Genomic DNA, 12,470 nt, shown 5'->3' with positions numbered 1-12,470 from the left:
CTGTTAGAAAGTCGAGTAAAAAACAGGCGCTAGTTTAGCCCCTGACCCGCGTCCTGTACAGACTCTGTCTCCAGTCTCGACCGGTATTGGCGGTTGACGCACTCCCCCATCATGGACATAAACCGTCCTGCGGCATCATCAGTGTACGAAAACTGCAAAATTCGCCATAATCGAGGCCATTAGCCACATTTAGACAAGGCAACCTGCCAGACAAGCCAAGGATTCGATGTGACAGACCAAACCCCCAACGGCCTCCACTATGATGGCGAGGGCTATGCCATTATGTGCGCCGAACCCGGCATATTCTCGCCCTGGGACCACGGCATAGAGCCCGAAGACATCTGCTCCAGCAACTGGGCAGGCTATGTCTGCCTCTTTGAAGTCCGCAATGACCATCTGTACCTGAACTATCTGACCGTGGCTCACACCCCCAGACGTGGCCCGCCACCCAAAGAAGATCCCGACAATCCACTGTCTATGCTGGTGGCCGGCTCTCCGCCGTTACCACTGCTGAACGGTGTAAAAGCTCAAAAAGGCAGCATGGGCTACTGGGATTATCACGACGTCGACCTGAAGCTGGACTACACCGGCACAATCACGGTGGCAAACGGAGATGAGCCCCCTCAGACCTCTTACGAGCCGGAATGGTCTTTTGAAACTGTGGTAAACCAGGATCCGCCTCAGACCGCGCAGTATCTGGTATTGACCTTTGAACACGGCAAGCTGATGACGGCAACTCCAATTGCCCCACCCGAAGCCTACTTCGAGCTCTAACCGGAATCACTCATGTCAGAACTCAACGACAAACGACAGCTCTTTGAGAACATCTGCCAAAATGTGAGCGTCCGGGTGAAACACCAGATCAGTATCACTCGAGTGACCTGTCCATGCTGTGGCTACCCCACTCTGAAAGAGCGATCCCGACACGAGATCTGCCGATTGTGCGACTGGGAAGACGAAGGGGAAGATGATTTACATTACCCAGACGATCATCAATACATTGGCGGTGCGAATGGAGCTTATACCTTATCCGATGCGCGGGAGAACTTCGCCCGCTATGGTGTGATGTACCCACCAGACCATATTGCGTTTACCGGATCAGACCCTGAACAAAGAAGGGCATTAAAGCAGGACTTGATGGGGCTTTACGATCAGCTACTGGACGCTGCGCCCTCTGAATACCCTGCTCTCTGGAAGCGGGCTATCACCGTGGAACGCTCATTGAGCAAAGAAACCGAGAAAAGCCTGAAAGAGGCCTATGCCGCTCGTCTGAACAAATAAAGATTCAAGCTAGACGGAGCCATCACAGCCGGCTTCCACCTCGGGTAGCGATCCCTCTCGCAGCAAAACCAATTGCTCTCCGTCCCAGTGGTAATAGGTGCTTTGCATGCGCGCAGGTTCTGAGACACCCGGATTGACGATCAACAAACTGCTGTCGGCGCGAACACAAACGCCCATCGACGAAGACCAGTCGTCATCCATAAAGATCTGCCCCGTCTCGACATCCACAATGGAGAACATCTGGCAGCCACTGCCACACCCCCAGTACACCAAAATGTAATGGCCGGCAAAATTGGCCGGGCGGCCCTGCAGCGCCTTGAAGCGGGTTCTGAAATTGCTGGCGGAAGGGTGACTGTTGAGATCAATTTGGCTCAGAGTCATAGAGGAGACTTGAGAGGGATAGTCGGAGAAATCATAAGAGTCTGAAGGAGCTTGTTCAGATGCCTCCGACAGAAAAATCGGCAGCGCCAGCAGCAGACATAACCCTTTCAATCCTTGCATTACCCTCTCCTTTTTGTGACGGATCTGAACCTACTAACGCCTCGGCTGCTGCATGAGTATTTCCAGCTCTTCACCGGTGCGTTTGTCCACGGCGAAGTACAGTGTTCCTTCGCCGTCCGCAGAGATTTGCCATCTGATTTCGAAACTCAGGCCACAACTCTGACCCGGTGACAGAACAAGATCGGATGACTTAATCGCTGTCGTGGTAATACGTCTTAATGAGCTGTCAGCCATCGGTACGGCGCATCCACTCTGCGAAGATATCCGCCAGATTATCAGCAACCCAGTCCGGCGTCTCCTCCGCAATGGATTTACCGTGGTTATAACCGTAGGTGACGCCCAGCGTCGGAACGCCAGCCGCTTTGCCCGCCAGCATATCACTGCGGGAATCACCCACCATCAGCGAGCGAGCGGGATCGGCCTTCTGTTTTTTCAGCAAATGCAGCAAAGGAGCTGGGTCGGGCTTTTTCTGCGGAAGGGAATCTCCGCCGAGCCATTGATCAAAATACTCGTTGATCCCCAGATCCGTGAGCAGGTGCGGGACAAACTGGCCGGGCTTGTTGGTCACCAGCGCCATGGGGACACCTGCATCCGCCAGCAACTGTAGGGCTTGTTTGACGCCGGGATAGAGCTTGGAATAGTGCCCACTGAGACGACCATAATGGTGTAGAAAACGTTTGTGGGACGCTTTATGAAGCCCCTCATCGACTGCGTCTTCGGCAATGCCATCGGTATCCGCCAGAGCCCGGCGCACCAGAATGGCAGCGCCATTGCCCACCCAAAGACGGACTTTCTCTTCGCCAGCTGCCGGACAGTGCTGCTCCACCAGCATGGCATCCACAGCAGCGGTCAGATCCGGCACACTGTCCACCAGCGTACCATCCAGATCAAACATCACCAGTTCCGGAAGTCGACCACCGAAGCAATCCGGGAAATTGTGTCCAGTCATAGTGACTTTGTTTTTAACCATATGAACTACAGCGCTTGGGCCAACTCGGCTCGCATTGCCGCGACTGCAGCCGCATAGTCGTCTTTACCAAAGATCGCGGAACCGGCAACGAAGGTATCAGCACCCGCCATGGCAATCTCACGAATATTGTCCGCAGTCACACCACCATCGATCTCCAGACGAATCGGCAGATCCAGCGCATCAATGGCTGCACGGGCTTCGCGCAGTTTGTCGAGGGTGTAAGGAATGAACTTCTGACCACCAAAACCCGGGTTTACGGACATCAACAGCAGCATATCCAGCTGTGGCAGCACGTGTTTGACCGTTTCCAGCGGGGTCGCGGGATTCAGTACCAGACCCGCTTCACAACCCGCCTGCTTGATCAGCTGGATCGAGCGATCCACGTGGCGGGAGGCCTCCGGGTGGAAGGTGATAATGCTGGCGCCGGCATCGGCAAACTGCGCAATCATGTCATCCACCGGCTCGACCATCAAATGCACATCGATGGGAGCAGTAATGCCGTACTTGCGCAGCGCCTTACACACCATCGGACCAATGGTCAGATTGGGAACATAGTGATTATCCATCACATCAAAGTGAACAATATCGGCCCCAGCGGCCAGTACCGCTTCAACCTCTTCACCGAGTTTGGCAAAGTCCGCCGCCAAAATGGAGGGAGCGATTTTAAATTCCTGTTGCATGAGGGCACCTGTGACTGATGTTTGGATAAATTGATCGCGATGGAGTTGATACCGACACCAGAGGTCGACGGGCATCAACAACGCTCGGTAAATAAGTATCGACGACTTTCGGGAAAAGGAAACCGCCAAGTCACCGATTCGCAAACGAGAGCCACCGATTCGCAACCGAGAGCCACCGAATGAGATGGCGCGCATTGTACTGAAAGTTTCCCGCAACGCCCACTGACATTTGGAAACCGCAGAAACACAAGCCCGGCCAGGACGACCCCAAAAGCCAGAAAATTGGAAAGAAAAGAAGAATGTCCAAGAGCTGGCGGCGCGCTTACCCTGCCGTCAGTTTTTCATCCAGCGCCTGCAACCGCTCCGGAGTGCCGATATCCCACCACTCCCCCTCATAGAGCTCACCGCTGAGCTGGTTGAGCGCGATCCCCTCGGCAAAGGCCTCACGCAAGGGAAACATCTGACGCCGCTCGGAATAAGAGCCGATCAACTGCGGGCGCAGCAAGCTGATGCCACTGAAGGTAAACCCTTGATCTACCTCGGTATTGTGCAGCAAGAAACCCTCGTGGAGAGCGAAATCACCCCGACGGTTATGTCGGGGATTGGGCACCAGCACCAGATGTCCCAGACACTCTGGCGGCAACTGAAAATCCAGCAGGCGCTCAAACGGGTAATCGGTCCAGACATCACCGTTGACCAGCAGGAAAGGATCCTCACCCAGCAAAGGCAAAGCCTGCAACAGTGCACCGCCGGTTTCCAGCGGCTCAGCTTCCCGTGAATACTCAATCGAGACACCCAGGTCAAAGCCGTCTCCCAGCAGCTCTTCGATCTTTTCGCCCAGATAAGCGGTATTGATGATGAATTCACGCACACCCAGATCTTTCAGGCGCTCAATGTGATACATCATCAGGGGTTTGCCCCCTACCGGCAGCAACGGCTTGGGAAGCGTATCGGTCAGCGGTCGCATGCGTTTACCCAAACCCGCCGCGAGAATCATTGCCTTCATAACACCACGTTCCTTAAACCCATTGGATTAGTTGTTGCTGTCAGTGAGCTGGCCCTGAGAATATTCCGGCCCAGGCTGACCTCAGCTCAACTGGCCAGCCAATTCGTCCAACGGCCGCTCACCGGCGATCTGAAAGTCCTCATACCAGTCCTGCTGCTCGCACAGCGGCAGAATCTTTTCCCGGAACCAGTAGGTAAAGTCCGCAAACTCAGGGTAGCTGCTGGCCACCTCCAGCGTGTAACGGATGACCAGAGGAATATCCTGCAGATACCCGGCCTTGCCATCGCGAAGGTACAGACGAGAGAAAATGCCCAGCACCTTGAGATGACGCTGCAACCCCATCCAGTCGAACCAGCGCATAAACCCGTTTTGGGTCACCGGCGCCATCAAACCACTTTCGACCGCCATATCGCCATAAGCCAGCGCCCACTGACGCACCTGCTCTGGCGGCCAGCGCAGATAGCAATCGCGCAACAACGACACAAGATCGTAAGTAATGGGACCACGCACGGCATCCTGAAAATCGATCACGCCCGGCGGCTGCCCCTCACGATAAATCAGGTTACGGCTGTGATAATCGCGATGCACCCAGACCTGGGGCTGCTGCAAGGCCGCACCTTCCAGCTGTAAATAGACCGCATCGAGCAGCATCCGTTCATCGTCACTGAGTGAATAACCCAAAAGCTGAGGTAAAAACCACTCATGAAACAGGGACATCTCTTCCCGCAGGCGCGACTGATCGTAGTTCGGCAACGTCAGCATGGACTCGCCGTCAGCTGCAGGGATGGTCATCACCGGACACAGCTGCAGGCGCAACAGGGTGGTCATCGCCTGGCTGTAAAGGCCATTGGCACTGCCGTCATCGAGCATCAGCTGATCACTGAACAACTGGTCGCCAAAATCTTCTACCAGCAAATAACCGCGATCGAAGTCCTCAGCCACCACCTCCGGTGCCTGAATCCCCTGACTCCTCAGGTAGCGGGCAATGGCGACAAACGTCTTGCTGTCTTCATGCTCAACCGGGGCATATACCGCCAGCAGAGAGGGCTCGCTGTTGAGCCGATAATAGCGACGAAACCCCGCATCGCCGTTCAACGGTTGTAAATTCGGGGTCGCCGGCAGCGACCACGATTTGCCCGCCAATTGCTCCACACTCCAGGCCAATAGACCTTGTTCCAGCTTTTCATCTGCCATACTGACCACTCAAACCCCACACAGAATCCATTGATTTTTCGATTCTACCCGAACCCCAACTACCTTTGGTAAGGCTTTTCGCCTATTTGGTGAAATCGTCAGGGCAGTAGCCTAATGACCATATCCCAAGTAGAATCGGCCTCTTATTTTCCCAAAAGAAAGCTAAAAGCAAACTAAAAGCACATAAGACACACAGGATTGTCCCAATAATGGCCTTACGGAAATCGCTGTTACGGCAGCATATACAGCGCGCCCTAACACCGTCACAGTCTCCCTGGTTACTGGCCCTCGGCGTTCTAGCCAGCCAGCCAATCACTCCAATTCACGCTGCGGAAAGCCACTTTGAATGGCATTGTCGTGCCGACAGCAGCGGTCAGGGTTGGGAGTGTCAGGAGCAGGCCGCACCGGGCCCTGCCTACAAGCGACCCGTTCACGCATCAAGAGCCGCCACGGTGGCTGCGACAGGCGCAACAGTAACAGACCCTAAAACAGCCGCCGCCAAGCCCCGCCATCTGCCCGCCGCGCAGGTGGACTGGATTGACCAAGAGCAGATGACCGAAGAGCAACGCGCGGCCATGGCCCCCGGCTGCTGCGGCAGTTACATCGAGCCTGTGCGTACCGATGACGATGCCCAACTCGACCCGGACAAGGCTCCATTGCGAGCCACTGCCGACAGTTCCGAATGGGTGCAGGAAACCACCGCCGTACTCACCGGTGACGTCAACCTGACCCAGGGCTATCGCCAGGTACAATCCGACAAGGCCACGCTGAATCAGACTGACAACACCGCCGAACTGGAAGGCAACGTCAGAATCCGTGAACCGGGACTGCTGGTAACCGGCTCCCGCGCTGAAATGAACCTCGACACCAACGAAGCCAACGTTGCCAACGCCAGCTATCTGGTGCATGAGGCGCAAGCCCGCGGTGATTCCCAGTCGATTTCCATCGCCAGGGATAAAGTGGTCACGCTGGACAGCGGCACCTTCACCCGCTGCGAACCGGAGAGCAATACCTGGTACCTGAAAGGCAGCGAAATCACCATCAATCCCAACACCCAGCAGGGCGTCGGCAAGCATGTGCGCCTGAACATCAAGGGTGTGCCGGTATTCTATACCCCCTACATTCGCTTCCCGGCTGGGCCCGATCGCCAGTCCGGCTTCCTGTTCCCGTCGATCAGTTCCTCGGATGGCGGCGGCGTTGATCTGGCGGTGCCCTATTATTTTAATCTGGCCCCCAATTACGACATGACGCTCACCCCACGCTACATCAGCGATCGCGGTGAAATGCTGGAGGCGGAATTCCGCCACCTGTCGGAAAATTTCAAAACCACCGTCAGTGGCGCGTATCTGGCCAACGATGAGGGTGGTGACGATCAGGATCGTCAGGATCTGGTGGACGATGGCATCCTCACTGAAGAGGAAGCCTTCCCCTATCGCGACGAGGACCGCTGGCTGTTCAATGTGGATCAGGTGGGCGGTATGCGCGCACGCTGGTTCTCACGCATTGACTACACCACCGTCAGCGACGTGGACTATTTCCGCGATATGGACAACGCCAGCCTGCAGGTCAACAGCGCTACCCACCTGAGAAAGCTGGGTGAGCTGGGCTACCGCAGCGACAACTGGCTCTATCAGATTCGCGCGGAAGAATTTGAAACCCTCTCCACCACCTCACAAAAACAGTACAAACAGCTGCCGCGCATCAACGTTAACGGCAACTACCGGCTGGGTGACTGGGTGGTTGAGCTGAACAACGAATACGTTGATTTCGATCACCCGGAAAAAGACGACCGCGCCGTGATCACCGGCCAGCGGGCCCGCCTGGACTACAGCCTGACCTGGGACAAAAACTGGATCTGGGGCTTTTTCAAACCTGGCGCCGCCGTTAAAGCCCTGGGTTATCAGCTGGATGACGAATACCTGAACGCCGATGCCGACGACGCCCCGAATTTCGCCGTACCTCAGTTCAGTCTGGATACCGGTCTGTTCTTTGAACGGGAGGGCTCCCTGGTCGGCAATCGCTACCTGCAGACTTTTGAGCCACGTTTGTTCTATTTCTACAGTGAGCAGGAAGATCAGGACGAGCTGATCAATATCTCCGGCAACCGGGATGTGGACTTCGATACCGGCGACCTGACGTTCAGCTACAACCAGCTGTTCCGCGACTCGCGCTTCTCCGGCGGCGACCGTATTGACGATGACAATCGCCTGTCTGTCGGTCTGACCTCGCGCTTTATTGATCCGGAAAGGGGTATCGAGCGTTTCAGCGCCAGTCTGGGTCAGATTTTCTATTTCGAAGATCGCGGCATCACCATCACCGATACCCTGGAAGACTCACTGAACGACGAAGACAACCAGCGCTCTGATTCCGAGTTCGCCGCCCAAATGACCGCCCAGCTGGGCGATTACTGGCGCTTCCGCTCGGACATTACCTGGGACGCCAAACAGAACGACAAGGTCAACCGCGGCAGCGCCAGTCTGCGCTACCAGGACGACGATTTCCGCCTGTTGAATCTGAGCTATCGCTACACCCGCCAGGATCCCCTGTCCAGCGACCCTGACGATCTGGATGGCGACGGGGATCTCACCGATGAAATCCAGCGCACCATCGAGCAAGGCGACGTTTCTTTCTCGTGGCCTCTGTTTGGCAACTGGAGTGCGGTAGGACGCCACAATTACGATTTTACCAACAGTCGTGAACTCGAGTCGCTCTTTGGCGTCGAATATAACGATTGCTGTTATCGCGTGCGCCTGATTGCCCGCCGCTGGGTCGACAACGAACTCTTCGACGACATTCAAAGCCTCGATATGGAAGAGGATCAGGGTATTTTCCTGGAATTCCAGCTTAAGGGCCTGGGTAGCATTGGCAGTAAAGTCAGTGGCATTCTCAATGACGGCATTTACGGCTACGAAGAACGCGAACAAAACTTCAGATAAGTGACTATGACATTAAATAATTTGAAAACCGGGACCTTACGCAACGTCAAAACCGGCCTCAAGCTGCTGGCTTTGGGCGCCGCCCTGACCTGCAGCAGCTTCAGCATGGCGCAAACCGTACCATTGGACGAAGTGGTTGCCGTGGTCGACGACGATGTGGTCATGGCCAGCGAGCTGAACCAGCGCATGAGCATGGTGGTTTCCCAGTTGCGCGCCAACAACACCCAGCTGCCACCGATGGAGATTCTCCGCGGGCAGATTCTTGAGCAGCTGATCACCGAGTCCCTCGAACTGCAGATGGGGCGACGCGCCGGCGTTGAAGTCAGCGACCGCCAGGTCGATGAAACCATCAACCGCATGCGTCAGGCAAACAACCTCAGTCAGGCAGAGTTTGAGCAAAAACTGGCCCAGGACGGGATCAGCCTGAACGATTTGCGCGAACAGATTCGCCGCGACATTATCATCGAGCAGGTTCAGCGCGGCAGCGTCAATCGTCGCATCAAGGTGTCGGAGCAGGAAGTGAAAAACTTCCTCAAGTCGAAACAGGGCCGCTTCTGGTCGTCTCCCGATTACAATCTGGGACACATCATGATCGGGCTTCCCACCGCCGCGGACAACGACGCCCTCAAGGCCTCAGAGGATAAAGCCAACGCCATTTATCAGCAGTTGAAAAACGGTGCCGATTTCCGCCAGCTGGCGGTGGCCGAGTCACAGGGACAAAACGCTCTCAAAGGCGGCGATCTGGGCTGGAGAAAATCCGCACAACTGCCCGACCTGTTTGCCGAGAATATTGTCGACCTGCAAATTGGTGATGTCACCCAACCTTTGCGCAGTGGCGCCGGCTTTCACATTCTGAAGCTGTATGACAAGCGCGGCCCCAAGGAGCAGGTAATTGAACAGTCCAAGGTTCGCCACATCCTGATCAAGCCTTCCGCCATCCTGACCGACGAGCAGGCCAGACAGAAGCTGACAGACATTCGCCAGCAGATTCTGAACGGGGCTGACTTTGGTGAAATGGCTCGCAAACACTCAGAAGATGTGGGCTCCATGCTCAGCGGTGGCGACCTGGGCTGGTCACTGCCCGGGAAGTTCGTCCCCGAGTTTGAGCGCACCATCGATGAAACCTCCATTGGCGACATCAGCGAGCCCTTCCGCAGCCAGTTTGGCTGGCACATTCTTCAGGTGGAGGAACGCCGCCAGCAAGACATGAGCGAAACCGTTCGCATGAATCAGGCCATGCAACTGCTGCGCAATCAGCGCTTTGAAGAAGAACGCATCAACTGGCTGCGCGAAATTCGCGACAAGGCCTATGTTGAGATCAAAGGGCAGCCCGAATCCGATACGGAAAGTAACTGATTCCCTGAATCAAGGAATCTGACCACGCCCGCCGTGTGCGAACGCCTATCGCACACGGCATCAATCACGTAAGCTGTCCTTTTCCATCCGCCGGGGAACCCCGGCACACTTGTTTCAGGCCCGATTATGACCTTGCGCCTAGCTCTTACGCCCGGAGAACCCGCTGGCATCGGCCCCGATCTCACCATCGCTCTGGCTCAACAGGGTTGCGCCGACGAAGTGGTGGTTATCGCCGATCCACAACTGCTGCTTGAGCGAGCCTCTCAACTGGGCCTGCCACTGACTCTGCGGCCATTTGATGCCAGCCAGCCGCCCCAGCCTCTGGCCAAGGGCGAGTTATGCGTAAAAGAGCTGCCGCTGGCAGCCCCGTGTCAGGCAGGACAACTCAATCCCGCCAACGCTCCCTACGTGCTCGACAGCCTGCGCCAGGCCATTGACGGCTGTCTGGATGGCACTTTCGATGCCTACATCACCGCTCCGGTGCACAAGGGCGTCATCAATGAAGCCGGCATTGCGTTCAGTGGCCACACTGAGTTTCTGGCCGAGCGCACCCACACCGACAAGGTCGTCATGATGCTGGCCACAGAGGGCTTGAGAGTCGCTCTGGCCACCACCCACCTGCCGTTGAAAGATGTGCCGGCGGCCATCACGCCAGAAAGCCTGACCCAGGTTCTGCGGATACTGCACCACGACCTGCAACAGCACTTTGGCATCCCGCACCCCAAGATATTGGTTTGCGGCCTCAACCCTCACGCCGGCGAAGGCGGCCATATGGGACGCGAGGAAATAGACGTCATTGAGCCCACTCTGGAACAGCTGCGCCAACAGGGTATGGAACTGATCGGCCCCCTGCCCGCCGACACCCTGTTCACCCCCAAAGTTCTGGATAACGCCGATGCGGTGCTGGCCATGTACCACGATCAGGGCTTGCCAGTGTTAAAATTCAAGGGCTTCGGCCAGGCTGTCAACATTACTCTGGGGCTCCCCATCATCCGCACCTCTGTGGATCACGGTACCGCTCTGGATATTGCTGGCCAGGGCAAGGCTGACCTGGGCAGTTTACTCACCGCGTTGGAATACGCCCGCGCCATGGCCATCGCCTCACAACACTGATGTCACACTTTACTGAGCACACACAATACCGATGAGCAAATCAAAACCCGGAACGGAGCATCGCGCCCGCAAGCGCTTCGGCCAGAACTTTCTCGAAGACGACAACATCATCCGTCGTATCGTCAAATCCATCAGCCCCAAAGCTGAGGATAATCTTGTGGAAATTGGTCCCGGCAAAGGCGCCATCACCGAACAACTGCTCGCCTCGTGTCCCACACTCAACGTGGTGGAACTCGATCGCGACCTGATTCCGATTTTGCTGTCCCAGTTTATTGCCAGTTACCCGGACTTCCGCATCCACCAGACGGATGCCCTGAAATTCGACTTCGCCACCCTGCTGCAAGATGCCCAGGGCGAAAGCAAAGGTCCCCTGCGCATTGTCGGCAACCTGCCTTACAACATTTCCACACCGCTGATCTTCCACCTGTTGAGCTATCAGGCAGACGTGAAAGACATGCACTTTATGCTGCAAAAAGAAGTGGTGGATCGCATGGCAGCCCAACCGGGAGAAAAAGCCTATGGTCGCCTCGGCGTGATGGTGCAGTATTACTGCAAGGTGGAAAATCTGTTCGATGTACCACCAGAGTGTTTTAATCCACGCCCCAAGGTGGACTCGGCCATTGTTCGCCTGACACCTCACACACAACTGCCACACCCGGCAAAAGATGTGAAACTGCTGTCGAGACTGGTAAACACCGCGTTCCAGCAACGCCGCAAGACCCTGCGCAACTCGCTCAAGCAACTGCTGCCGGTGGACGCCATCGAATCACTGAACATCGACACCAGTGTGCGGCCTGAAAATATCACCCTGGAAGAATATGTTGCTCTGAGCGACAAGCTGGCCGACGCATTAGATGCGAGCTGAAAAATACGACATAATTCCCGGCTTTCAGACACCTGCACTTAACCCGCAGGAACGAACAGACTATCGTATCCTGCTCTGACACCTTGCCCGGCACTGAATCTCCGGCACTCGTTTCCGGTCTTGCGACAGGACCTGATTGAAGTAACACTCTGATTGAAACATCACTATGACGGAAGAACGCGACAGCATTCGAATTCACATAAAAACACGGTACTTACCGGAACAATCCCAACCACAACAAAAAAAGTTTGTGTTTGCCTATACCATCACCATCGCCAACGAGGGTGAAGAAACCGCACAATTGATCAGTCGCCACTGGAAAATCACTGACGCCAACGGCGAAATTCAGGAGGTTGCCGGTGTCGGCGTGGTCGGAGAGCAACCCGTACTGGCTCCGGGCGAAGAATACACCTACACCAGCGGCTCGGTTCTGGAGACAGAAACCGGCACCATGGAAGGCTCTTACCAGATGCGCGCCGACAGCGGTGACCTGTTTGACGTGCCGATTCCCGCATTTGCCCTGGTGCCCCCTCACCGGCTGCACTAAGAAAACGATAGACTGGAATTA

General features: G+C 55.8%; 13 protein-coding genes. 7 read left to right on the top strand and 6 right to left on the bottom strand.

Going from position 1 to position 12,470, the window contains the following annotated elements; all coding sequences use genetic code 11:
• Positions 1-228: 228 nt before the first annotated feature.
• Both KOI40_RS04525 and KOI40_RS04520 read left to right on the top strand, forming a co-directional pair.
• Positions 229-774 (top strand): hypothetical protein, encoded by a 546-nt coding sequence (locus tag KOI40_RS04525; RefSeq protein ID WP_216096274.1) that lies wholly within the window; start codon positions 229-231, stop codon positions 772-774.
• Between the two features lie 12 nt (positions 775-786).
• On the top strand, positions 787-1,281 hold the full coding sequence (locus tag KOI40_RS04520) for a CPCC family cysteine-rich protein (RefSeq protein WP_216096273.1): 495 nt from the start codon (positions 787-789) through the stop codon (positions 1,279-1,281).
• A 9-nt stretch (positions 1,282-1,290) separates the two neighbouring features.
• Here the strand turns inward: KOI40_RS04520 and KOI40_RS04515 are convergent, their stop codons facing one another.
• The 6 genes from KOI40_RS04515 to KOI40_RS04490 all read right to left on the bottom strand — a co-directional run bounded on the left by KOI40_RS04515 (position 1,291) and on the right by KOI40_RS04490 (position 5,632).
• Positions 1,291-1,782: a hypothetical protein gene (locus KOI40_RS04515; RefSeq protein WP_216096272.1), complete on the bottom strand. Its 492-nt coding sequence runs from the start codon at positions 1,780-1,782 to the stop codon at positions 1,291-1,293.
• A 33-nt stretch (positions 1,783-1,815) separates the two neighbouring features.
• On the bottom strand, positions 1,816-2,016 hold the full coding sequence (locus KOI40_RS04510) for a hypothetical protein (RefSeq protein WP_216096271.1): 201 nt from the start codon (positions 2,014-2,016) through the stop codon (positions 1,816-1,818).
• Positions 2,009-2,731, bottom strand: a complete 723-nt coding sequence (locus KOI40_RS04505) for a phosphoglycolate phosphatase (protein ID WP_216096270.1) — start codon at positions 2,729-2,731, stop codon at positions 2,009-2,011. Before KOI40_RS04505 ends, KOI40_RS04510 begins: the two co-directional genes overlap by 8 nt.
• Before the next feature lie 26 nt (positions 2,732-2,757).
• The gene (rpe, locus tag KOI40_RS04500) at positions 2,758-3,432 is read right to left on the bottom strand and encodes a ribulose-phosphate 3-epimerase (RefSeq protein WP_216096269.1); all 675 of its coding nucleotides are present in this window, start codon (positions 3,430-3,432) and stop codon (positions 2,758-2,760) included.
• 322 nt (positions 3,433-3,754) lie between these two features.
• Complete coding sequence (gene murU, locus KOI40_RS04495; RefSeq protein ID WP_216096268.1) at positions 3,755-4,438, bottom strand: N-acetylmuramate alpha-1-phosphate uridylyltransferase MurU; 684 nt, start codon at positions 4,436-4,438, stop codon at positions 3,755-3,757.
• A gap of 81 nt (positions 4,439-4,519) precedes the next feature.
• Positions 4,520-5,632 (bottom strand): aminoglycoside phosphotransferase family protein, encoded by a 1,113-nt coding sequence (locus KOI40_RS04490; protein WP_216096267.1) that lies wholly within the window; start codon positions 5,630-5,632, stop codon positions 4,520-4,522.
• 209 nt (positions 5,633-5,841) lie between these two features.
• Between KOI40_RS04490 and KOI40_RS04485 the strand changes: the two genes are divergently transcribed.
• The 5 genes from KOI40_RS04485 to apaG all read left to right on the top strand — a co-directional run bounded on the left by KOI40_RS04485 (position 5,842) and on the right by apaG (position 12,449).
• A complete protein-coding gene (locus KOI40_RS04485; protein WP_216096266.1) occupies positions 5,842-8,568 on the top strand; it encodes an LPS-assembly protein LptD in 2,727 nt (908 codons plus the stop codon).
• A gap of 6 nt (positions 8,569-8,574) precedes the next feature.
• Positions 8,575-9,924 carry a peptidylprolyl isomerase gene (locus KOI40_RS04480; RefSeq protein WP_216096265.1) on the top strand — a complete coding sequence of 450 codons (1,350 nt, stop codon included), beginning with the start codon at positions 8,575-8,577 and terminating at the stop codon, positions 9,922-9,924.
• Positions 9,925-10,050: 126 nt separating this feature from the next.
• Entirely contained in the window at positions 10,051-11,037 is a 987-nt protein-coding gene (gene pdxA / locus KOI40_RS04475) for a 4-hydroxythreonine-4-phosphate dehydrogenase PdxA (protein ID WP_216096264.1), read from the top strand.
• Between the two features lie 31 nt (positions 11,038-11,068).
• Complete coding sequence (rsmA, locus tag KOI40_RS04470; RefSeq protein ID WP_216096263.1) at positions 11,069-11,902, top strand: 16S rRNA (adenine(1518)-N(6)/adenine(1519)-N(6))-dimethyltransferase RsmA; 834 nt, start codon at positions 11,069-11,071, stop codon at positions 11,900-11,902.
• Between the two features lie 166 nt (positions 11,903-12,068).
• The gene (gene apaG / locus KOI40_RS04465; protein WP_216096262.1) at positions 12,069-12,449 is read left to right on the top strand and encodes a Co2+/Mg2+ efflux facilitator ApaG/CorD; all 381 of its coding nucleotides are present in this window, start codon (positions 12,069-12,071) and stop codon (positions 12,447-12,449) included.
• Positions 12,450-12,470 lie beyond the last annotated feature (21 nt).

This window comes from Pseudomaricurvus albidus (assembly GCF_018863235.1).
GTDB lineage: Bacteria > Pseudomonadota > Gammaproteobacteria > Pseudomonadales > Cellvibrionaceae > Pseudomaricurvus > Pseudomaricurvus albidus.
The sequence above is the reverse complement of the archived record's forward strand: the minus strand, read 5'-3'. Positions and strand labels throughout refer to the sequence as shown.